This window comes from Flavobacterium sp. N3904, assembly GCF_025947305.1.
GTDB lineage: Bacteria > Bacteroidota > Bacteroidia > Flavobacteriales > Flavobacteriaceae > Flavobacterium.
In genome coordinates this window covers 3,733,390-3,758,424 of sequence record NZ_CP110009.1, presented here as the reverse complement: position 1 = coordinate 3,758,424, position 25,035 = coordinate 3,733,390, and the positions used below count along the sequence as shown (strand labels likewise).

At 36.4% G+C, this 25,035-nt stretch carries 16 protein-coding genes and 1 pseudogene; 14 read left to right on the top strand and 3 right to left on the bottom strand.

All coding sequences use genetic code 11. From position 1 onward, the window contains the following. Positions 1–3 precede the first annotated feature (3 nt). The 9 genes from OLM57_RS15930 (at position 4) to OLM57_RS15890 (ending at position 16,305) form a co-directional block, all read left to right on the top strand. Positions 4–3,630: a hypothetical protein gene (locus OLM57_RS15930; RefSeq protein WP_264564679.1), complete on the top strand. Its 3,627-nt coding sequence runs from the start codon at positions 4–6 to the stop codon at positions 3,628–3,630. 7 nt (positions 3,631–3,637) lie between these two features. Next, a complete protein-coding gene (locus OLM57_RS15925; RefSeq protein WP_264564678.1) occupies positions 3,638–9,085 on the top strand; it encodes a DUF6443 domain-containing protein in 5,448 nt (1,815 codons plus the stop codon). Positions 9,086–9,088: 3 nt separating this feature from the next. Beyond that, positions 9,089–9,547: a hypothetical protein gene (locus tag OLM57_RS15920; RefSeq protein WP_264564677.1), complete on the top strand. Its 459-nt coding sequence runs from the start codon at positions 9,089–9,091 to the stop codon at positions 9,545–9,547. Positions 9,548–10,113: 566 nt separating this feature from the next. Next, positions 10,114–10,758 carry a hypothetical protein gene (locus OLM57_RS15915; RefSeq protein ID WP_264564676.1) on the top strand — a complete coding sequence of 215 codons (645 nt, stop codon included), beginning with the start codon at positions 10,114–10,116 and terminating at the stop codon, positions 10,756–10,758. A 285-nt stretch (positions 10,759–11,043) separates the two neighbouring features. After that, positions 11,044–11,712, top strand: a complete 669-nt coding sequence (locus OLM57_RS15910; RefSeq protein ID WP_264564675.1) for a recombinase family protein — start codon at positions 11,044–11,046, stop codon at positions 11,710–11,712. 443 nt (positions 11,713–12,155) lie between these two features. Beyond that, a complete protein-coding gene (locus tag OLM57_RS15905; RefSeq protein WP_264564674.1) occupies positions 12,156–12,719 on the top strand; it encodes a hypothetical protein in 564 nt (187 codons plus the stop codon). Positions 12,720–12,723: 4 nt separating this feature from the next. Next, positions 12,724–14,403, top strand: coding sequence for a hypothetical protein (locus tag OLM57_RS15900; protein WP_264564673.1), 1,680 nt, complete (start codon positions 12,724–12,726; stop codon positions 14,401–14,403). 110 nt (positions 14,404–14,513) lie between these two features. Beyond that, on the top strand, positions 14,514–15,431 hold the full coding sequence (locus tag OLM57_RS15895) for a tyrosine-type recombinase/integrase (protein WP_264564672.1): 918 nt from the start codon (positions 14,514–14,516) through the stop codon (positions 15,429–15,431). A 7-nt stretch (positions 15,432–15,438) separates the two neighbouring features. Next, the gene (locus OLM57_RS15890; RefSeq protein WP_264564671.1) at positions 15,439–16,305 is read left to right on the top strand and encodes a tyrosine-type recombinase/integrase; all 867 of its coding nucleotides are present in this window, start codon (positions 15,439–15,441) and stop codon (positions 16,303–16,305) included. Positions 16,306–16,352: 47 nt separating this feature from the next. Here OLM57_RS15890 and OLM57_RS15885 read toward each other — a convergent pair whose 3' ends face one another. After that, on the bottom strand, positions 16,353–16,724 hold the full coding sequence (locus OLM57_RS15885; RefSeq protein WP_264564670.1) for a hypothetical protein: 372 nt from the start codon (positions 16,722–16,724) through the stop codon (positions 16,353–16,355). 112 nt (positions 16,725–16,836) lie between these two features. Here OLM57_RS15885 and OLM57_RS15880 point away from each other — a divergent pair, with 112 nt between their 5' ends. From OLM57_RS15880 to OLM57_RS15870, 3 genes and pseudogenes are all read left to right on the top strand, one after another. Continuing rightward, positions 16,837–17,097: a helix-turn-helix domain-containing protein gene (locus OLM57_RS15880; protein ID WP_264564669.1), complete on the top strand. Its 261-nt coding sequence runs from the start codon at positions 16,837–16,839 to the stop codon at positions 17,095–17,097. Between the two features lie 208 nt (positions 17,098–17,305). Further along, positions 17,306–17,500: pseudogene (locus OLM57_RS18720) on the top strand (RHS repeat domain-containing protein); the annotation flags it as partial. 588 nt (positions 17,501–18,088) lie between these two features. After that, positions 18,089–18,532 carry a hypothetical protein gene (locus tag OLM57_RS15870; protein WP_264564667.1) on the top strand — a complete coding sequence of 148 codons (444 nt, stop codon included), beginning with the start codon at positions 18,089–18,091 and terminating at the stop codon, positions 18,530–18,532. A 568-nt stretch (positions 18,533–19,100) separates the two neighbouring features. Here OLM57_RS15870 and OLM57_RS15865 read toward each other — a convergent pair. Continuing rightward, complete coding sequence (locus OLM57_RS15865) at positions 19,101–20,381, bottom strand: DDE-type integrase/transposase/recombinase (RefSeq protein ID WP_264564666.1); 1,281 nt, start codon at positions 20,379–20,381, stop codon at positions 19,101–19,103. A gap of 469 nt (positions 20,382–20,850) precedes the next feature. Between OLM57_RS15865 and OLM57_RS15860 the strand changes: the two genes are divergently transcribed. After that, positions 20,851–22,782: an amino acid permease gene (locus OLM57_RS15860; RefSeq protein WP_264564665.1), complete on the top strand. Its 1,932-nt coding sequence runs from the start codon at positions 20,851–20,853 to the stop codon at positions 22,780–22,782. 141 nt (positions 22,783–22,923) lie between these two features. Here OLM57_RS15860 and OLM57_RS15855 read toward each other — a convergent pair whose 3' ends face one another. Further along, positions 22,924–24,147: an aminotransferase class I/II-fold pyridoxal phosphate-dependent enzyme gene (locus OLM57_RS15855; protein ID WP_264564664.1), complete on the bottom strand. Its 1,224-nt coding sequence runs from the start codon at positions 24,145–24,147 to the stop codon at positions 22,924–22,926. Positions 24,148–24,419: 272 nt separating this feature from the next. On the opposite strand from OLM57_RS15855, the gene OLM57_RS15850 reads away from it, so the two are divergent. Then, positions 24,420–24,878 carry an Lrp/AsnC family transcriptional regulator gene (locus tag OLM57_RS15850; protein WP_264564663.1) on the top strand — a complete coding sequence of 153 codons (459 nt, stop codon included), beginning with the start codon at positions 24,420–24,422 and terminating at the stop codon, positions 24,876–24,878. Positions 24,879–25,035: the final 157 nt, after the last annotated feature.

Genomic DNA, 25,035 nt, shown 5'->3' with positions numbered 1-25,035 from the left:
ATAATGAATAAATTAAATATAAATAAGACAATACTGTTACTCATAGTATTAATAAATATAGTCGCTTACGGACAAGATAATCCAATTAGTAAAGTTGATTTGCCAAATTTCACACCACCTTCACCAGAAGCCTTTCAAATAACAAAATATGGTGATGTACCCGTTGATGAATATAACGGTAAGGTAAACCTGAATATACCTTTGTTTCAATATCAGGCGGGGCAGTTGAAAGTTCCAGTAAGCTTAAATTATTATGGTTCTGGCATTAAGGTAAGTGATATTGCAACCCAGACCGGAATTAATTGGACGCTAGATGCGGGAGGAGTAATTAGTAGAGAAATAAGAGATTTATGTGATGAGCAGGCCTGGTCCAGCGGTACAAGGCTGAATCTAACGGATACCGATTTACTTAATCTGAACAAGGAAGACTGCAGTCCGGAAGCAGGCCAATTAAGATCCTACATTGATCAGAATTATGATACTGAAGTAGATATTTTTAAATTTCATTTTTTAAATTATTCCGGAAGTTTTTATCTGGATGATAATTTTAAGGCACAAATGGTTAAAAATGAACAGCATTTAAAAATAGAAATTACTGAAACATTTTACACCGATAAAACTATTGTGATCACTGATCCTTATGGTGTGAAATATTATTTTGGGGGTGTTACCGCTACAGAAAGTACGCAGTCCCGATTTATAAGTGGCTCCGGAAATCAATTGAATACAGGTGGACCTACCTCTTTTTATCTCTATAAAATGGAGCATCCAGTAAATGGCACCGTTTTATTCGAATACGGCAGTCAACCTGTTTATGAAGTACCCCTAAGCAGCAGTTATAGTTTGAGTATTACTACATCAAATTATCAAGAATGTACGCCTAATAGTCAATCGAGCAGTCAATCGAGCATGCGGAATACTATTTTAGATCAAAAATATTTGAAGAAGATTTATAGTTTAAATAATAGTGACGTTCTTGAGTTTAACCGAACTTTCATCGATAATATCAATTTTAAATATTTTTTGAATTCAATTGATTTTAAGAAAGGTAATAATTTATTCTCTAAAATAGATTTAACCTACATTGGATTGGAAAGCCCTACAGATACCAACCGCTTTTTTTTGGATAAAATTTCTTTTAATAAAGATTTTATACCTGCACAAAGTACCGGCAAAAAATATGAGGAATACAGAATGGAGTATAATAATGCTGAACTCCTGCCAGGTCGGTTCTCAAAAAATATTGATGTATTGGGGTATTTTAATAATGTCAATAATTCAACATTAGTGCCGTGTTCGGCACTTGACATGCAAAACAATCCTTTGGCTTGCCCCAACAGAAAAGCCAATTTTGAGTATGCCAGTAAAGGAGTTTTAAAAAATATTTATTATCCTACAGGCGGTTATACTAATTTTGAATATGAGTCACAGCCTACGGTTGTTAAAAAGTATGATCCAATATCAGGCAGTGTTTACATCAATTCGTTTACAGAAGATAATAGCGTGACTCCGCAAACCAAGTTGCATGATGAAATCCTTCAAATGGCAGTACTCTATGATCAGGACGTAACTATTACTCTGGAGGCTAATACAGAGAATAATGTACCTAACCATTACGCAGCAGTTACTTTAAAAATCACCAATCTTACCAAGAATCCAAATGTAACTGATACTTACCAATGCTCGACTGGCAGTAAAAGTATTTTATTTAAATTTTTAGGAAACAATTTGTATAAAATTGAAATTGATATAGCTGTGCCTACCGCCACTTATTCTGGTTATAGTGCTACGGGAGGATTTAGTTTTGATTTGCATGTTGGTTATGATAGAGTTGAGGGTACAGGAGTGCGGATAAAACGAATTAAGGATTTTGCCACGTCAGGGACGATTGCAACATCGAAGAGCTTTTACTACACCTCTTATTATCAGATGCAGGATCTTTTTGCAGATGTTTTCACCGCCAGAATCAACATTAGTAATAGTGGTGGTTATAAAAATTGTGCTATGGGTCTCGTATCCTTCCAAACCTTTCCATATTATACACAAACCATCCATTCTAATTATATTTATTCGGATTACACTTACTCGAATTTTAGAGCCAAAGAGTATGCTAATGTCACTGTGAGTTATGGCGGGGACCATTTTGAAAATGGCGGTATCGAAAAAACATTTCTGCTTTCTGAGGAATCTACTTTTAATCAATTGGTACCTGTTACACCTACAGCGTATAGTATTCCTTATACTATTCCAGATGCCAAAGACAACGTACTTTCATTGGATGGATTGTTGCTCAAAGAGCGAACTTTTAAAAATATAAATGGATCAGTATTTAAAATTCAAGAAAAACAAACACAATATGAACATCCGCTGAAAAGCAAAAAATTGAATGTATTTGGTTTTGAGACTTATCATAATCCGATAATTATAGCTGATGTTTATAAAGTGATAAAAATTTATCCGATCGATTATAATCATAATGGATATACGGATGACTTAAATCCAGATGAAAACAACAGATGTTGTGGGGGTAGTGTGGCTACGTACAATGCCCGTATTAAAAATTATATGACAAATGAAATTACAAATTATTTAATAGCAAATAATGACCCTATTATTGCTGATTTTAATTCTAAACTGGGATCTGGTATATATGTAATCGAATATACGTTTTCATCAGATTTTACTACAGCTAGGATAATTCTAAAAGAAAAGGTTTATTTATGTACCGGAGGCAATTCCTTATCCAATTATTTCATTGGAAGTTACTATACCAATTCGTATCTGTTTAATAAAAAAGCAGAAAAAGAAATACTTTACGTAGATCCCGTACCAGCCAATTTGATTTCATGGAATAGTGATGATGCGGTTGAAGATCCTGTGGGTCAGGAGCAATTGGAGGCAACTTATAAAAAAGTTATTGCAAACAAGGATTACGAATATGGAAGTTTGAATGGATTACCAACCAAAGTCACTACAACAGACAGTAAAAAAATCGAAAATAGTACTGAATACGTATATGTTAATCAGGCCAATACATTGACAGGTTTGACTACACTGCAACAGAATGCGTACTCAGCTTTATTGGCACAAAATAGTGTTGCAACTCCAATTCAAACTAGTCAATACAAAGACAAAGGCGCAAGCAGAGAATTGCTTGCTACTCAAAGGCTTTTATATGAACAATCGACAACCAATCCGAATCAAATTTTGCAAAAGAATATTCAAATTTCAAAAGGAGGCCAAAATCTTGAAACCAGGGTGGACTTTACTGAGTACGATACAAAAGGAAATCCTTCGATAGTTTCGTATACCAACGGATCAAAAACCAAATATTTTTATAATGATTACAATCAAATAATTGTTAAAATAGAGAATTATATTGGAGCCTTAAATGTTTTTGCCAATCCTATTGGTTCAACAAATCCGTGTGATTTTATCAATCAATATCCAACCTCATTCGTCACCATTTTTAATTATGATGCTATAACCAATCAGATCAGTAGTATTATTGATTCTAAATGTAAAAAGACAACTTATGTATATGACAAGCTTCATCATTTAGAGAGTATCAAAGACGATGACAATACTATTTTACAACATTTTGAATACAATTATCAAACCCAAAATTAAAATTACAATGAATAAAATATTATTTTTTAGCGTTTTATTTCTGTATTCTTTTTTTGGGTATGCGCAAGTTGAAACGCCAAATGAAGAACTGCAACCGAATAAAAATATATCTTTACTAATAGTTGACCCTGGAGAAGGGGGCGGTACTGCATGGTATTTGGATCATGATAAGGATGGATGGGGCAATATAGATACCGAATTATATGCTATAATACAACCCGCAGATTATGTTGCAAATTCTCTCGATCGAGATGACAATAATGCTAATATAACCAACATTGCTCCACAAACTTTTTACAGGGATGCAGATGGGGATACATTTGGAAATGCCGCCGTAACGATATATTATAGTGTAAAACCTGCTACAGGGTATGCTACCAATAACACTGACTGTAATGACGGAGATAAAACTTTAAATCCAAACACGGTTTGGTATCTTGATTCCGATAAAGATAGCTTCGGAATATCAAACGTAACGACTAATAAAACACAGTGCGTCAATCCAAGCGTAGCTGGAGGAGTGCAGTATGTTCGTAATTCAAATGACTGTAATGACGGAGATGCAACTTTAAATCCAAACACGGTTTGGTATCTTGATTCGGATAAAGATAGCTTCGGAATATCAAATGTAACGACTAATAAAACACAGTGCGCCAATCCAAGCGTAGCTGGCGGAGTGCAGTATGTTCGTAATTCAAATGACTGTAATGACGGAGATGCAACTTTAAATCCAAACACGGTTTGGTATCTTGACTCAGATAAAGATAGCTACGGAATATCCAACGTCACGACCAATAAAACACAGTGCGTCAATCCAAGCGTAGCTGGCGGAGTGCAGTATGTTCGTAATTCAAATGACTGTAATGACGGAGATGCAACTTTGACCCCCAATACGGTTTGGTATCTTGATTCGGATAAAGATAGCTTCGGAATATCAAACGTAACGACTAATAAAACACAGTGCGCCAATCCAAGCGTCGCTGGCGGAGTGCAGTATGTTCGTAATGCAACCGACTGTAATGACGGAGATGCAACTTTGACCCCCAATACGGTTTGGTATCTTGATTCGGATAAAGATAGCTTCGGAATATCCAACGTCACGACCAATAAAACACAGTGCGTCAATCCAAGCGTAGCTGGCGGAGTGCAGTATGTTCGTAATTCAAATGACTGTAATGACGGAGATTCAACTTTAAATCCAAACACGGTTTGGTATCTTGATTCGGATAAAGATAGCTTCGGAATATCAAACGTAACGACCAATAAAACACAGTGCGCCAATCCAAGCGTAGCTGGCGGAGTGCAGTATGTTCGTAATTCAAATGACTGTAATGACGGAGACGCAACTTTAAATCCAAACACGGTTTGGTATCTTGACTCTGATAAAGATAGCTTCGGAATATCAAACGTAACGACTAATAAAACACAGTGCGCCAATCCAAGCGTAGCTGGCGGAGTACAGTATGTTCGTAGTTCAAATGACTGTAATGACGGAGATGCAACTTTAAATCCAAACACGGTTTGGTATCTTGATTCGGATAAAGATAGCTTCGGAATATCAAACGTAACGACTAATAAAACACAGTGCACCAATCCAAGCGTAGCTGGCGGAGTGCAGTATGTTCGTAATTCAAATGACTGTAATGACGGAGATGCAACTTTGACCCCCAATACAGTTTGGTATCTTGATTCGGATAAAGATAGCTTCGGAATATCAAACGTCACAACAAATAAAACACAGTGCGCCAATCCAAGCGTAGCTGGCGGAGTGCAGTATGTTCGTAATTCAACTGACTGTAATGATGCGGCTGCAACCGTAAATCCGAATACCAAATGGTATGCAGATGCTGACGCTGATGGATTGGGAGATCCTGCCAGTTTTCTGCAGCAATGTACCAATCCAGGAGGTAGCTATGTGTTAGACAATACCGATAATTGTCCTTTGGTTAGTGGGTCGATTGCTAATTGCGAAAATATAAAAGCGCCTTCACTGGATCATAACTATGTTATTACCTCTACTTATAAGAAAGCGACAACAACTGTTTATGAAAATCCCGATCCTACTCAAGCCCAGGTGAATATTACCTATTTTGATGGATTGGGCAGACCCATGCAGCAGATTGCCAATCAACAGTCCAATTCTGGAAAGGATATTATCACCCATATTGAATATGATCCTTTTGGAAGACAAATCAGGGATTATTTACCATTTGTGAGTACGGCAAGCAATATGGTCTTTGACCCAAATGCTTTAACGAACACCTCTTCGTATTATGACACAGCGATTTATGACAATACTGATAATCCTTTTTCGGAGAAAAAACTAGAATCTTCGCCACTCAATAAAGTGTTGAAGCAGGCCGCTCCAGGCGCTGACTGGGCGATGGATGCCGGTCACGAAATAAAATTGGATTACCAAACCAATACAGAGACGGAAGTAAAATTGTACAAAGCAACCGCAACAGGGCCCACATCCGGTTTGTACGAGCCTATTTTTTCAGACGGGGGAAATTATTCGGCAAATGAATTATACAAAACCATTACTTACGATGAGAATTCTATCGCTAATCCAAGCAGCACAGATGAAAAATTAGGGAGTACCGTGGAATTTAAAAATAAAGAAGGACAAGTTGTTTTGAAACGGACTTATGAATCCAGTACAAAGCACGATACCTATTATGTGTATGATCAATTCGGAAACCTGACGTATGTTTTGCCTCCCCTAGTGAGCAATCCTAGTGCAGAATTGGATGGGTTGTGTTACCAGTACAAATATGACAGCCGTAACCGCCTTGCCGAGAAAAAACTGCCGGGCAAGCAATGGGAGTTTATCGTTTATGACAAATTGGATCGCCCCGTGGCTACCGGACCAGCCAAGTCACCCTTCAAAAACGACACGGCTGTGGGTTGGTTGGTTACCAAGTACGATGCTTTTGGCAGACCGGTTTACACTGGCTGGTTGAACGCAGCGGCAAGTTCTGCAACCCGTAGCTCAATGCAAGTCGCACAAAACAATTCCTCAAATTTGTTTGAAAGCAAAAAAACCAATGCAGTGATTGATTTGATCCCAGCTTTTTATACTACTGATACAGCACCAACGGGTATCAAACTCCTTACCGTCAATTATTATGATACGTATGATTTTCCCAATGCCGATGTTTCGAGCACAGTACTAGGACAAACCGTTTTGGCCAATACTAAAACACTAGCCACCGGATCTTGGACAAGAGCCGTAACCACTCCATCATCTATAGCGGGAGAAACGACCACTATTTATTATGATGCCAAGGCCAGACCCATACGTAGTGCAGTAACCAATTATCTGACCGGGTATACCAACACCGACAGTGAATTGGATGCGTTTTCAGGGCAGTTGAAATCTACGATCACCAAACACAAACGTACAGGCGCCCCTGCCGATGTGGAGATTGTTGTAAAAGAAGTATTTGATTATTCACCGCAAGGACGTTTGCGTACCCATACCCATAAGATTGGAACTGCTGTTGTAGAACAGCTATTGGCAGACAATACCTATGATGAATTGGGACAATTGACTTGTAAAAAAGTGGGGAATACCAGTAGTGTGCCTTTGCAAAAAGTAGATTACTCCTATAATATAAGAGGATGGATGACCGGAATCAATAATGACCCCACCAACAATTTGGTCTTAAATACTACCGAGAAAGATTTGTTTGGGTTTAAGATAAACTACAATACCGTAAAAAACGAAACAGGTTATACAGGTAAAGAATTATACAATGGCAATATAAGTGAAACGTATTGGCGTACTTCTTCAGATAATGTTTTGCGAAAATATGGGTATAAATATGACAACTTGAATCGCCTTAAAAATGCCATTTTCCAAAAACCGGGGAATGCAAATCCTGTTCCTCAATCTTATGATGAGAATTTGACTTATGATCAAAATGGGAATATCCGTACATTGGTAAGATTTGGAGATATGGAAGGTGCACTACCACCAAACGGGATTGACAATTTGATTTATACCTATCAGACCAACTCTAATATGCTATTGAATGTTTTGGACAATTCTAATAATAATATCAGTGGATTTGTTGACGGTAACAAATCAGGCGATGATTATACATATGATGCCAACGGAAATTTGATAACGGACAAGAACAAAAACATCACTGCCATTGTATATAACCAACTCAATTTACCTACGAAAATAACTTTTGGTACAACAGGTACAATTGAGTATATTTACAACGCTGCAGGGCAAAAGTTAGAGAAAATTGTGACCCAAGGCACAACGGTAACCAGTACCAATTATCTGGGCGGTTTTCAATACACCAAACCCCATTTGGGAACTTGGACATTGCAGTTTTTTCCAACAGCTGAAGGGTATATTAAAAATACAGTAGTCAATAGTGCCAATACTTACAGCTATGTGTTTAACTATACGGATCATTTGGGGAATGTGAGATTGAGTTACAGTGATGCAGATAAAAACGGAGTAATTGTAAGTTCTGAAATTTTAGACGAAAGTCATTATTATCCGTTCGGGCTGAAACATATAGGTTATGTTACTGCTTTGGGAACGGATAATAAGTATAAATTCAACGGGAAAGAACTGCAGGACGAGCTGGGGCTTAACATGTATGACTATGGAGCAAGGAATTACGACCCTGCACTTGGTCGCTGGATGAATATTGACCCGCTGGCGGAAAAGTATTTTGGAGCTACTCCATATAATTATGTATTGGATAATCCTGTTAATGCAATTGACCCCGATGGTATGGATATATATTTGCTTACGGAATCTGGAAGAACTATATTAGCTCTAAAAGAAAAAGATAAAAAAACAGATACAATGTATGCTGTTAAAAATAGTAGTATAACCGACATAACTTCTTCAAGTGGAACGAAGGACACTACTTCTATATTTGATATGAAAGACACTAATGGTGATGGACAATTTACTAAAGATGACGGTGTGACGGTAAAATCAGGACTGATTGGACAAATGGTAAATAGTTCTGGAAAAATTGATGGTCAAGATTATTATTCCTCAAAAAGTGAATATAGTAAAGAAAATGAAGATGCATATCTAAATCTTTTTAAATACGCATCTGATAATTCGAATGCTGAATTTGGATTACATACGTATAATGATAAAGGGAATACTATGATGCGATTTGTAACTAAAGCAGATACTGGAGCAGTATTTTCTCCTAATGCTTTTGGAATACTAAATTCAGATGTAATATATAGTTACCATAGTCATCCTGGCATAAGAACATATCGTTCTGTTGAAGAATTTAGCATTCAGGGGAATACTGGAGATAGTGATTATGGTCATTCTTACTATCAAAAGCGAAATTATCCAAATTATATATATTTTCCAAATTCTTCAAGATTGTATAATGTGACTCCTACTACAATTAATTATATAAAAAGAATAAATAATCCTAAAGATTTAAAAAAATAAAAAATGAAAAGGATAACACTTTGTTTACTCTTGCAAATACTATTGATATCATGTAAAAAAGACGAATTATCAATGGATTTTAAAAAAGTTATTATAGAATATCAAAATAAAGTTCCTCTGCCTGAAATAAAAAATTCAGGTGATGATACGTATTTATATGTAGTTAATTTTGAGAAAAAAGGAAATGATACGTTGTTTAACCTTATTAGGTGCCCTGGGGTTTCTAAATTCGACAGTATTTCAGGGATTTACCAAGACGAAACACTTAAACCTTTAGCGATTCTAGATAAAAATAAGTTGGGAAAAAGTTACTATCAAATGAAAAGAAAAGACGTTAATAATTTTGTAGTCAATAATTTTTCTTCAAGAGAAGATTTTCCTCCACTATATAGATATCAAATTAAGAACAAAAAAATAGTGTTAATACAAATTGACACAATAAGTGACAATTGGAAACGATAATCATACATTCAATACTCATAGCTCTCCGAAGAGTTGGTAATGTTCCAGATGTGTTGGTACATAATTATTTCGAAAGACATTTGTAGATAATCAATAATTTACATTATTATCGCAGTCAAAAACTAAACAACCTTCGGGTTGTTTTTTTGTTTTATAATGTATCAAAACAGCTAGTTATTCAATCAGACGTTCCTGTATTTGTTCTGTGGTCTCAAACGTGATTCGGAAAACAATTGATAGACCACCCCCTCCCCGTATCGGCTATTTCAATACTAAATTCCCCGATTTAGTTCCTCAGATTACCTCCCCGACCATGCGAAATGTACACATATTCAATCCGTACCTACTGTGTGATAAATGAAATATCTCCCAATTTTTGAAATCCCACCGACCAGTGTCTCATTTTGGAACACTTATTTTCCAGTTAAAAAAATATTTTTCAAAAAAAAGTGCCAAAAGGCTACACTTTTCAAAGTTTGATAGTATTTATTGTAAAGATGCTTGACTAATTACCTTGTATGGAGTTCCTGTATCTGACAATAACGAGATACTAACCAACTAATAAAATGAAATATGATGATTTAAAGAAATTTATAAAAAGCACAAAAGCAAGCAAAAGTACGATTTACCGATTCTACAAAAAGAATGAAGATTTATTTGCGGAAACTAAAAAACCAAATGGAAAGCGATTGTTTCCAGTTGACCACGCCAGATATTTTGACAGCGAAGTCATGTTCGATGAGAACAAAATCCTAAGACAAGAAAACCAATCCATGAGAAACCTTATCGATTGTCTGGCAGAGAAAAACAGTTTTCAGAATACATTTTGGGAAATGGAATGGTCATTTTTCTTTACAGTAGCCTATAAAGCGGAGCGCAACAAGAATAGCTGTTTCAAGCAAATGCACGGTCTGTATGATTATTTGACTGATAAATATGGTATTTCAACCGAAATAAAACTGTTTTTTACCACAGAGTCGTTCACAAACAGAAAAGGCTATCACAATCATTTTGTAATCCATATTGAAGACAAAAAGCTCCATGAGCAGATTGTAACGGATATTCAGGATTACTTCAACTATGACAGAGTTGATGTGAGCAAATACGACCGATACAAAGCTGGGTTGTTCTATATGTCAAAGGACGGACTTACTGGAGAAGACTGGGATTTTATCAGTAATAGCAAAAACATCACAACCGATGAGAATTAAGCTTAAGCTTTCCCAGCTAAAAAGGATTTTGGTGTCCCAACCGCTAAAATTACCCATCCACTTTAAAATGGAAGATTTGACCGACCAAGAATTTTCAGAGTTTCAAAAATTATTGCAATCCAAAGAACGAGGCTAATCCCCTCGTTTTTTTGTGTTCCAAATTCTCCAAAAATCCCGCAAGCCCAGGAAATCCAGGATTTTTCTAGGATAATCCAAATTAGACCTGGACATTTGGAGTGTAATAAATCACAAACGACCGTTTAAGATTTTATCAAGCATAACAATATGAAAAAGTTTATCGCCTATTATCGTGTGAGCAGAAAAGAACAAGGAATCTCTGGATTAGGGTTGTCAGCGCAAAAAAGTTCCGTTGAAAAATACGTAATTGGTCAAGAAGGAATTATTTTGAACGAATATACTGAGATTGAGACAGGAACAAACAAACGTGAACGAGTAGAAATTCACAAAGCGATTCAACAAGCAAAAAATGAAGGGGCAATTCTCATCATAGCAAAATTAGACCGATTAGCAAGGAACGTAAGCTTTGTAAGTTCTCTAATGGATGCAGGAATCGAGTTTTTGGCTGTTGACATGCCATCAGCCAATAACTTCACCATCCATATTTTTTCGGCACTTGCCGAGCAGGAAGCCAAGCTTATCAGCTCCAGAACTAAGGTTGCGCTTGCAGAACTTAAGAAAAAAGGGGTAAAATTGGGGAATCCGCAAAATCTAACTAGTGAAGCGAGAGCCAAAGGAGTTAATAAAATCAAGGAAAATGCCATGAACAACGACAGAAATCGTCAGGCTCAGTCAATAATCCTTAATTGCAAAGAGAAAGAAATGAGCTATAGACAAATTGCAGATTATCTTAACCAACTCAACTTCAAAACCAGACACGGCAATAAGTTTTATGCTCCTACGGTTCTTCAATTGTACAGCAGGGCTATTATTTAATTATATAGTCAAAAAATTATTCGCAAAAATTAAGTGCCTTTTTAATTATTTTTTGAGAATTCTTCAAAAGAAGAAAAATACATAACTAGATTAAGTTATGTATTTTGGTTAAAATACTGGTTATTAGCTATTTATCTAATTTTTATGAATTTTCATAACTTAATTAAGTTAGCAAATTAGTAAAACAATATTTGTAAGTTTTTACATATTTTTGAGTTACATTTTATTCACCTACCTTTGTCAAACAAAAATAAAGGAAAAGATTATTGCAAGAATCTTTTCTCCATTCCGAAAGCTAAGGACTGGAAAATGAGTAGGTTGTAAAGCTGAACAACCAAGCTCAAAAATCAAATTTTTATTTCAGATTACAGATTCGGTGCAATACCCGAGGGTGTCTTCTTGTGCCAAAAAATTACGTGTCAAAATCTTAAAAAATGAAGTTTATGGAAAATTTAGAAATGCTGTTCCAGTCCTTTGAAACTGGCATCAGAAGTGCCAAGGCAACCAAGCCAAAAGAATATTTAAAAAACATAGGACTGGATTACGCAGAGCTAAGAATAGGCTTCAATTCAGGACAATTCCATCATAACAGAGACCAAGAGTTCAAAGACAGGTTTGAGGCTTTAGGAATGCTTAAAAAGAGCGATGCAGGCGTGAGAGATGATACAATGACACCGTACACTGCTTTTGGAAGGTACGGACTGATTTTTCCGCTGGTGGACAAAGAAAATAGGATTGTAAATTATTTTGCTTTACGCTTCAAGCTCGAAACACCTAAGGAAGAATACCTCAACAGCGAAGGCATTTATCCAACGTATCCAAATACGCTCACCAAAAGGCTGTATATCGCCCCTACGGTAATCGACTGCGCCAGTCTGATGCAGTCCAAGACACTGGAGAACCGAGAGGCGGTCATAGCCCTGCACAACGGGGAGTTACTGCCCCAGCACCTAGAAGCCATCAAAGCCCTGCACGAATTGGAAGAAATCATCATCATTAAACGTTAAGACCATGAAAAACATAAGAACACAAATACAGAACATAAGACCAGAACTGCCAATACAGATGATTCAGCTCCCAGAGGGACACAGCATGAATGATATGTGGCTGAATTACGGAGCTGATGGAATCATCGAGTTACTGCAAAACCCAAAAGGAGAAAAAACTATTCCAACGCTGGAGATTCTGGGAGATTACAAAATCAGTTTCAAAGGAAAAACGGGAACCTTTTACGTGATTGGCAGTCTGCCGATGGATTTGGGCAACCTCAGGGTATCGCTTCAAATAGTGGAAAAGGAAAGCCAAAAGAAACACCGATTGAAAATTGACCTGTTTGATTTTACGAATGTCCAGAACCAGTGCAGGGAACTAAATGAGAAACAGGGATTTGACGGGAATCTCTTGGAAGCCGATTTGGTGCAGTTCACAGACCTTTTGGAAAACTACAGGGAATCACTCTTCAACGCTGAAATGAACCCCGTAACCGACCAATTTTCTCAAAAGGAGCTAACACCCCAAGCAAGCGAGAAAGCAATAGAATTCCTTTCCAAACCCCGTCTTTTTGAGAGTGTGGACAAACTGCTGGGACAAAGCGGAATCGTAGGGGAAGAAGAAAACAGACTCCTGATGTTTGTACTGGCATCGAGCTACAAAATGCCGTATCTGATGCACGGACTGATACAGGGAAGCAGTGGAGAGGGTAAAAGCCACCTCATCAACGCAATAGCAGACTGCATGCCACAGGAGGACGTAATGAACATGACCAGAATTACCAGCAAATCACTCTACCATTACAGGGATAAGGAACTAATGAACAAATTCATTGTCATTCAGGATTTTGATGGATTGGACGAAGAAGCGCAATTTGCTTTTCGTGAAATGCAGTCGGCTAAGTTTCTGACCAGCTCAACGGTGGTAAAGGATATGCTGGGCAACACCAGAGGAAAGATGAAAAAGGTTGAAGCCCATTTTGCAAGCCTTACCGCCACGACCAAAGCAGAGGTGTATTATGACAATATGAGCCGTTCGGTGGTTTTGGGAGTGGACGAAAGCCAAGAGCAGACCCTTAGGATTATCAAGGCGCAAAACCTGAAAATATCAGGCGTGAGCAATTCAGACAGTGAACAGCAGGCAAAACAGCTCCTTAGAAATGCTATGCGGGTACTGAAATCCTACGAAGTGGTCAATCCCTTTGCTGATAAACTGATGCTCCCGCTGGAGGCAAAAATGCTCAGAAGGTTAAATGTTCAGTTCCAGAACTTTGTGTCCCAAATAACCATTTTAAATCAGTACCAACGCAAAAAGGACAGTAAAGGCAGATTGATAGCCACCAAAGAAGACATAAGAAAGGCTGTTGAGATATTCTTTAGTCCCATCATCATCAAAGTGGACGAACTCGATAAAAGCACCAGAGGGTTTTTCGAACAGCTCAAAGGATTTCTTAGAAGCCAGACGGGCGGAACAACGCACCGTTTTACGACCCGTGAAATCAGACAGGAACTCAATATCAGCAAGACCTCAGCTTTCAAATACGTTCAGACCTTGCAGGAATTGGAATACATTCAAGCTGTTGAAGGTTCTCCAAACAAAGGATTTAAGTATGTGATTAGCTACTGGGACAATATGGAAAAGCTGAAATTCAAGATTAAGGAAGACCTCAACGAACAGTTAGACCAGTTGAAAATCACCTAAAAGAACACGGGAAGCCCAGTAATTACAGGTGATATAACGCTAGTGTTCGCAGATTTGGAGAGTGCGCTTAAGGAAAGTTTTGAAATGATAATTTAAAAACCAAAAGAAATATGAAAAAAACGATAAAGACCCCAGCATTTCAGAACCACCTCAACGATTACGACCATTTTATCAAAGTCAGGAATTACAAAACAGGAAACACCGAAATGTACCAGAATGTAGTATCGGAGTTTCTTATCTGGCTGGAGGAATCGGGAATTACTAAAATCAAAAGAGTGACCAGCAAAGAATTCGTAAGCTATTTTGAGTATTTGACCACCAGACCCAAAAAGCGAGGCACGGGAACATTAGGGGAAAAGACTATCAAATTTCACGTATTCGCTTTGGGATTGTTTGTTCTGAATCTATTGGAAAACAAAGCTATTGAAAAGGGGTTTTTCATTCCAACCTATGGTAACGGAAACCAAAAATCAAGAAATGTCCTCACTGTAGAAGAAATCAAAACGGTATATCAACATTGCCAGAGCGGACTGGAAAGAGCTTTGCTGTCGGTTGCTTATGGCTGTGGTCTCAGACGTTCCGAGATAGAGGCTTTGGATGTAAAGGACATTCAACTGAGTTCAGGAATGCTCATTGTCAGAAAGGGAAAAGGAAACAAAAGACGTGAAGTTCCCATGAGCAACAGCATTATAGCCCACCTAAAGACATACATAATTGAAGAGCGTTATCAGCTATTAGCGGGAAAAACGGTACTGGAAGACGCTTTGTTTGTGAATGCCAAAGGAAAGCGCACCAGCGGTGAACAATTGAACGAAATCCTTAAGAGAATGATAGAACAAACCCAGCAATATGACCTAATCCAAAAAGAAATAACGCTCCATTGCCTACGCCACAGCATTGCGTACCACTTAGGGGAAAATAACGCAGGAATTGAGTTTATCAGGGGTTTTCTGGGACATTCCCAAATAAACACCACCTATTTATACGCTATCAAAAACAAAAAAAGAAAACCAATAACAACATTTTAAAATGCCTATGACAAAATTATCGTTGGAAACATATCTTAATCAAAACTTTACAACCAAAACAGCAGACAGCTATCTGTACACCATTAACCACTTTTTAAAAACCAATCCCAAAGCCAAAAGATATACGTTTCAAAATATTGTGAGTTACATGGAAGAAGTGAGCCGAAAGCAGACCAATATCCAGTACAGGGTCAGAATCCTGTCAGCAATCAAAAAGTATTATGATTTCCTAGTGATGGCAGGACTTAGAAACGAACATCCCTGCAAACAGCTGACCATCAAAAACAAGCAAAATCAAACGGTACAGGTTCAGGATTTGTTCAGCAGTGAAGAACTGCAATTGCTTTTGACCCGTGAAAACCGCTATCAGTTCTTAGATTCCAGAAACAGCGTACTGCTGTCACTGCTCATTTATCAGGGATTGACCAGCGAAGAACTGGCAGAACTAACAGTTGAAAACATTGATTTGGATGCAGGAACGGTCTATGTCAAAGCTTCAACGAACCAAAACCGCAGAACCCTAGAATTACTCAATAAGCAAATGATAGTTTTTTCCAAATACATCAATGAAATCAGACCTGAATTACTGAGATGCAACACCGATAAATTACTGTTGAGCAAACTGGGGAAACCGATTTCAGTTGATGGAATCCATGCGATTATCGAGCCGTTAAAGCCATTGTTTCCAGATAAAAGCCTCAACCCAAGAACCATTCGCATCAGTGTTATCTGCAATTGGCTCAATGAAAAGAAAATTCCATTGGAACAAGTTCAGGAACTAGCGGGGCATAAGTGGCCTGGAACCACTGAAAAGTATATCAAAGTTGACAGTCTTCAACAGCGGGAAATGATAAATAAGTTCTTTCCGTTGTAAAAAAATAAAGGAGCCTATAGTAAGACTCCTTTATTTCAATAATTAGATTATTCGCATTTATCTATTTCTTTGTCAACGTAATGGAATAATTCGTCAGCGTAACTGTCGGGTAAATCATTGTCCTCAATGACATTTCGAACTAATTGCGGTACAGATAAATATCTGCTGTTATTGACACGGCTTAGTTCTCGCTGTTGGCTTGTTTCATTTTGAATGGATTTTGCATAAGAGTAGTCTTCGCAATATTTTTGAATAATTGCTGTTTGCGCCCATGTTTTTAATTCTTCAATGTTCTTTGTTTTTGGGTGGTCTTTGGCGTATTCATTGTCTAAATGATTACGGAACATGTAGGCTCCTGCGCAAATAAGCGTTACACCAAGTATGAAAATTCTAATAAGAATTGTGAATGGTTTATTCATTTTTGTGTTTTTAGTATGGTTTAAAATTCAGACAAATATAAATAAAATTCTATTATATAGTGTACTTTATTTAAGAGTACCACAAAACAGACGAAATAATGAGATTTGGAGTATGAAAGATTCAACTCCAAAAGACAATATTGAAGAGCTTAGATTAATCGCAATGCGACTAAAAGAACTAAGAAAAGCAAAAGGATACTCGAATTATGAACACATCGCATTTGCTTTGGAAATGAGTCGTTCAGCATATTGGAGATTAGAAACTGGAGCTAATTTTGAGTTAAAAACATTAATAAAAATATGTAAAGTGCTGGATGTTAGTTTGGAAGAGTTTTTTAAAGGAATTGATGTTCCAAACTCCAAAATAAAATAACCGAAGCATCCAAAGTTAAAACCTCATCACCACGAAAAAGGAAGATAATGTTCAAAGCCCTATCATTAATTTGATAGGGCTTTTTTATGCTCCATTGGTTAGGATTATTACAGAATTACCTCTATTTTCGTAACCAAGAAAGTTCTTTGAATTATAGAATCATTGGCAAATCGCACTAATTCCTATTTAAGGAAAATTCATAAAACCTTATAAGTATAAGTACAACGGAAAAGAGTTACAAGACGAGCTGGGGCTTAACATGTACGACTATGGGGCAAGGAATTACGACCCTGCAATTGGTAGATGGATGAATATTGACCCGTTAGCGGAGAAAATGAGGAGATTTAGTCCTTACAACTATGCTTTTAATAATCCTATAAGGTTTATTGACCCAGATGGGATGGCGCCAACGTGGATTGTTGGTACTGATGGAAAAAAAGCTACTTACACAACTAATTCAGATGGTTCTTTAAAATGGAGTGCAAATGCTTCTTATGATACGCAAAGAATTGGAAATTCAATGGCACTTACCGCTGAAGGCTCTTCACAGCTTGCAAATATGTCAAAATCTGACATTAAGGTAAACCTAGAGTTTTGTTCCGAAGCAAAGATTGAAACCAAGTCTGATGGAGTACATACTACTTATGGAGAAACGGTACAAGGTAATCTAAACGAGAGTGATAATTACGGACGAAAAGTTAATGCAGACGGGACTTATGGAATTACAGAAGCTACTACAACTATTTATGAAGGCTCAATAAAAGATGCAGTTAAGGAAGGTTCTGGAAAAAGACTAGAAGGTCTTGGTCTAGATGAAGCAATTGGGGCTATCGCTGGACATGAGGCAGTACACGGAACTAATAAAGCAGAAATCAATAAGGATTTAAAAGCACAACAAACTGGAAAAGTCAGTAAAGATAGAGAAGTTAAACCTGTACAAGTAGAAAAGAAGATAATTGAGCAATCAAAATTACTTAAATTGTAAATTATTATGAGAAAAAATTTTATCGTATTGTTTTTGCTTATTCATATTGCCGTTTCAGGTCAAAAAGCAAAGAATCCCTTTCAAAGAGTTAACGTTCCAGATAGTATCGCATTAAGTTTAGAAAATGCTTACAATACAAAAAATGTTAATGCAGGGAAAAATGTATTCAATTTAATCAATAGAAAAAACTTTAAATTTGTGAATGGAGTTTTTTCTTTTCAGGGTCAGGGTGCGCATTTTTCACGTAGAATTTTTATTTTTAATAATAAAAAAATTTATATTTTTAAAGATGATGGAGCCTCAAATCCAAAAGGTATTCTTAAAGAATATTTAGACGCTGTGGATTATTTAAATCTTAATGACAATCAAATGGTACAATATTTAGAAGCTATTAGTGTTTATTTAAAGGATGAGTTAGGAAATACCTATGGAGATGAGATACAACGGTAATATTATTACTTAATTATTTATGCCATTTTGAAAATCAACAACTATTTATTAACTATCACAGTCAAAACTAAAACAACCTTCGGGTTGTTTTTTTTGTGCTTTTATTGTGCCTAAACATCGAGTTATTTGGCAAGATGCTCCTGCATTTGTTATGAAGTGTCAAAAATAATCGTAATCAAAATTTACGACCCACTTCCTCCCTGTATCGGCTATTTCAATGCTAAATTCCCCGATTTAAACATCAAATTACCTCCCCGTACTAACGTATTATTTACACACTCCAATCAATACCATCGAGGTTTCAATCGAAAACTCCACATTTTTTGAAATCTCACGGAACACTGTCTCACTTTGAAGCAGTAATTAAACCATCAAAAAAAATATTTTTTAAAAAAAAGTGCCCTGCTAATAACGCGATTCTTTTATAATAAATCGTCCCATATAAGGAATTGTTCTTAAAGATGAGGGTGTTACAAATCGTTTTAAATAAAGTAACATTACTAAAAATTGTTCAAATAATAAAAACCTAAAGTTGGAATTATCTAGCATTAGGTTTTGTTTTTTAATATTATTTGCATCCTGTGCATTTATTTTTTAGATTTTGGGTTACTCTCAATTTCCTTTGGTTATCAAAATGGGATTTGTAATGGCTTATATCCAAAGGTTTTCCCGAGAATGTTTCAGCTGGGGTATTACCCTGCAAGGAATATTGTGGACGGATTGTATTGTAAGTAGGAACATCTTCCGCTAAAGCATTTATAAGTTGCTTTCTATCTTCTAAATTACGAGGTAATAAAAACTGGTGTTTGATAATTTTGTTAAAGGCTTCTATTTTAGAATTGGAGAAAGGAATATCTTTTTGAGCAATAAGGTGCTTTATATCTGGATCGGTAGTGCGTAAAAAATTTTGAACCGTTTTGTTTAAATTCTCTACTCCACCATCAGTTACAAGAGTGATAGGGTCTTTGTTTTTGTATTTTAAATAAGCTTCTTGCAATAGCTTTTTAATGGCTTTTGGGCTGGAGCTCTTTTCAACGCTGTAACCCAAAATCATCTTGGAATAATGGTCCATCAGGAAATGAATGTGCTGTTTTTTACCGTCAGATGTTTTTAATATTGTCACATCGGCACACCATATTTCATTAGGTCTCAAACTTTTAAACGAGGAATATTTTATTTTAGGTTGCAAGTGCCTTGGTTTGGCATACCCTAAAAGTTTGGCATATTTGTAAAAAGTGGTCAGACAAAAGGAAATTTCTTTATTTCGTAATGCCAATAAATAAACGGAAGCTTTTGACCAATGTGAATACGTTTTGTTTTCCATATAGTTTTTGATTTGGAAAATTTCCTTTTTTAATAATTGGTGTGGATATTGTTTGATACACCATAAAAAATAAGAAGCATCACATTTGTTAATGACAATTGTTTTGTAATTATGATAAGTGGCTCTCGAAATATTGAAAATCTTTAACGCTGTTGCAATAGGCACAAACTCTTTTGCCTTTTCGATGGCATTGACTATTTTTTCTTTTTGTAACGCCACTTGCTTTTTAGAGCCTTTGACACTGCTCGTGATTTTGTGATAGGTATCTGATAGTTTAAAATAGGTTTCCATAACCTTTTTTGCATTTCTAGATTCTCCCGTTCTTTTTATCAATTCCAACTCTTCTTTTATAAAATGGGCAACTTCGCAGCCTTTATATTTGTTATCAGCTTCCCGTTTCCATCGATATCGATTTGTTTTAGGAATTTGAGCTTTTAAAGTATTGGGTAAGTTGTCAATTAATCCGTTACGGACGTAGTGTTTTACATTGGTGTCCCATGAAACTCGGGTAGCGGAAAAAGGCATATATAAAATTAGTTTGTGGGATAGGTTTTTCTATTATAATTGCTGTTCAAGATTTGAGGAATTAATAGTAATTCAATCCGAAAGTAATTCTTTTAGATCATTTTGATTCAATTAGATCTTGATATTCAAACTAATTGTTTGATTTTATTTCTAGTTGTTATGTATAGTAATTAAACTATATCTTTTTTATTTATTCCGTTATAATTTACAAAATGTTGAGATTTTAATTATTTTTATCGAAAACTTGAAGATAATTTTGCTTATTACTCTTTTATAAATGTATATTTGACTTTTTTTAAGATAAAAAAGAAAGATATTTTATTTTAATCCTAATAATATAAAAAAATAAGAAGCGGGCTTTATAGATGGAATTTGTTTTATATATTTGGGCTTTAATAGATTTATTGTTTTATTAAAAAAATATTGCAAAAAATACAAAATAACAGTTTTTAACGGTAAAATTTACAACATGGCATTAAAGGGGCTTTTTAGAAAAAAAACAGTTCAGGATATTTTAAAACAAGTAGAAAAAAACAATCTGGAAGGGCATGATGCACTAGGAAAACATTTGACTGCCAAAGATTTAACTGCCTTTGGAATTGCAGCAATTGTGGGTGCCGGTATTTTTAGTACCATCGGTAAAGCCAGTTTTGACGGTGGTCCAGCCGTAATATTCCTGTTTTTGTTTACTGCTATTGCCTGTAGTTTTGCTGCTTTTGCTTATGCCGAATTTGCTTCGATGGTTCCGGTTTCCGGTAGTGCTTATACGTATTCTTATGTTGCTTTTGGAGAATTAATTGCCTGGATTATCGGTTGGGCATTGATTATGGAATACTCTGTCGGGAATATTACCGTCGCGATATCCTGGAGTGATTACTTTACGGGACTGCTATCCAGTGGCGGAATTGATTTGCCTCAATGGGTTCAGATGGATTATTTGACCGCTTCCAACGGTTTTAAAGATGCAACTGCTTTGATGGAAGGTGGAAAAACTTTCGAAAATCTTAGTTCCGGCCTGCAAAATGCCTATACGGCCTGGACTACTTCGCCTGTTATTGGTTCTTTCCATTTTGTGGCAGATTTGCCGGCTTTATTGATTATTGTTTTGATTACTGCATTAATTTATCGTGGTATGAAAGAGTCTCGTAATGCGAGTAACATAATGGTTGTCGTAAAATTATGTATTGTTCTTTTGGTTATTGCTGTTGGGATATTTTATGTAGATACTACCAATTGGCATCCTTTTGCACCCAATGGAGTTTCTGGTGTTTTAAAAGGAGTTTCGGCAGTATTCTTTGCCTATATTGGTTTTGATGCCATTTCTACGACTGCCGAAGAATGTAAAGATCCACAACGTGATTTGCCTCGTGGTATGATGTGGGCCATCATTATTTGTACAGTACTTTATATTGCTATTGCGCTAGTACTAACCGGAATGGTCAGTTATAATAGTCTGAATGTTGGTGATCCGTTGGCTTTTGTCTTTGATCAATTGCATCTGAAATGGATGTCGGGAATTATTGCCGTGAGTGCTGTTGTGGCCATGGCGAGTGTGTTGTTGGTTTTTCAAATGGGGCAGCCCCGTATCTGGATGAGTATGAGCCGTGATGGTTTGTTGCCGAAACGTTTTTCAAAAGTGCATCCTAAATTTAAAACGCCTTCCTATGCCACTATTGTTACAGGATTTGTAGTAGCCGTTCCAGCCTTGTTTATGAATTTGACCATGGTTACCGATTTGTGCAGTATTGGAACTTTGTTTGCTTTTGTTTTGGTTTGTGCCGGTGTATTGGCTTTGCAAAACAGAACAGATATTCCGAGAGGAAAATTCAAAACGCCGTATATCAATTCAAAATATATTTTTCCGATATTGATTGTAATAGCTTTGGTATTCTCATTTGGGTATAATAAAGATGCCACCATGGGTTTTATAACCAATAAAACTAAAATCAACGATTCGGAATTTATTATTACCTCATTGAATAAGACTGAAACTCAAAAAGTGTATAATTATTTATTGAGTATTGAAGGAAAAAATAGTACTACCGAAAAATTGGATGTTGAGCATTTGTTAAGTCAATACCAGCAAGATGATGCCAAATATGCTACTGTCGTTGCAGGATTGCCAATACCGGACTCCGTTAAATATGAAAGTGGATTTGATTTGTTCAAACACAAAATACCAATGTGGATTTTCCTGATTGTAATGGTTGGATTATTGGTTTGGTCTTACAAAGAAAATCTGTCGTTAATTCCGCTTTTGGGTTTAATCTGTTGTCTTTATATGATGGCTGAGCTAAGCGTCTGGAACTGGATTTACTTTACGATTTGGCTTATTATAGGTTTGATTATTTACTTTGGTTTCAGCCGTAAAAACAGTAAGCTCAATTTGCAGCAATTATAAAACAAAATCACCTAAAAAAATACCTCTCAATAAATGTTTTTGAGAGGTATTTTTTTGAAATGTATAAATATAAAAAGAATCCGTTGCAGTAAATGCTGTAACGGATTCAAAAGAATTAATAACTGCTGTAAATAAAAAAGATTATGCCGTAAGCGATTCTATTTGTAAAATTTTCAATTCCTCCAAGCAAGATTTCATCATCTGGTAGGTTCTTTCGATATCATTGTCCAGTCCAATAGAAAAACGGATCAAACCATCGGTCAATCCCATTTCGTGTTGTTCCTCCAATGGAATTTCTGATGATGTAGAGGTTCCTGGCGCACTAAACAAGGTTTTGTAAAATCCTAAACTCACGGCAAGATAACCCAAATTGCGGGCCTGCATCAATTCCATTACCGCATTGGCTTTTTCCAATGTGCCCACATCCAATGTCATCATCCCTCCAAAACCGTATTCAGGATTGATCATGCCAGCATATAATTTGTGACTTGGGTGACTTTTTAAACCGGGATATACCGTTTTGATGCCGTCTTTTTCAAAACGTTCGGCAAGATATTGGGCGTTATAGCTGTGTTGTTTCATTCGGATGTGCAAGGTTCGCATGTTTTTCATCACACTGGCCGAGCGTAAACTGTCCATTGTTGGCCCCAGTAGCATGCTTGCACCAGAGTTTACATTTTTTAAACTGTCAATAAATACCCTGGAGGCACAGGTAACTCCTCCCACGGTGTCACTACTTCCGTTGATGTATTTGGTCAAGCTGTGAATCACAATGTCTGCACCCAATCGGGCTGGCGAAACCGAAAGCGGGGAGAACGTATTGTCTACCACCAATGTTAAGTTGTATTTTTTTGCAATTTTAGACAAACCAGCAATATCTGCAACTTCAAGCAATGGATTACTCACCGTTTCGCAATATAAAACTTTGGTTTGTGGCGTAATTGCCGCTTCAACAGCATCCAGTTTAGTGATGTCTACAAAAGTGGTCTGAATGCCCAATCTCGGTGTGAAATTTTTGAGAAAAGCATACGTGCCACCGTAAATCGTTCTACTCGAAACAATGTGATCACCCGAGCCGCACAATTGCAACAGCGTAGGAGTGATGGCGCCCATACCGGAAGCCGATACGTTGGCCGCTTCGGTTCCTTCCATTGCCGCCAATGCTTTGTCCAAATACAAATTACTCGGTGACGAATGGCGGGAATACAAATAGCAACCTTCCATGTTGCCTTCAAAGGTATCAAACATTGTTTTGGCCGAAAGAAATGTATAGGTCGATGAATCTGAAATGGATGGATTGACACCACCAAATTCGCCAAAGTACTGTAAATCCTGAATGTTGTCAGCGGGATTGAAATTTTTCATAGTAAATGTTATTTTTTAGGAGCTATTCCTGCTATTCGCAGTATCTTTTACTTTTTAAAGAAAAAAGTAAAAGGATGCCGCTTTTATCAGGGCTAGGGCTTTTCGATATTAATTCAACTTCAAAATAATGACACTTTAGATTATTAATCAATACTTATATAAAATATTAGATTATAAAACTATTATATATAAATAATGTAAATTTTATTTCTAAATTTGCTTCTAAAATAAGATGGAAGTAGATTTTATTTCATTTCAAAAAAATAAAAAAAATGACACTCGACTCGACCGACAAGAAGCTATTGCATTTGCTGCAAATCGATAGTAAACAAACCACCAAAGAATTGTCCTTAAAACTCAATCTTTCTGTGACAGCTGTATATGAGCGCATCAAAAAACTGGAAAGAGAAGGAATTATAGACAAATATGTGGTTTTGCTCAACCATTCGAAAATTGAAAAAGGATTTGTCGTTTTTTGTCACCTCAAACTCATTCAGCACACCGTTGAATTTATTTCCAAATTTGAAAGTGAAGTGATTCAACTCAAAGAAGTGCTGGAATGCCATCATGTCAGCGGTGATTACGATTATATCCTGAAAGTGGTTGTAAAAGACATGGAAGCCTATCGCGAATTTTTGGTGACCAAATTGACAACCTTGGAGCATATTGGCAGTACACATAGTACCTTTATGATTAGTGAAGTAAAGTACACCACTGTTGTGGAGGTTTAGCGGAATCAATGTTGTTTACTACTGAAACAATCAAAAGCATTTAAAGTGTCAAATTGAGCGTAGTCGAGATGAACCGCTGAGTCTCGACTGCGCTCGACTTGACAAAAGCCTTAATTAAATAATAGTAGCAAACCGTAAACCAAACCCAAAAAGTTAA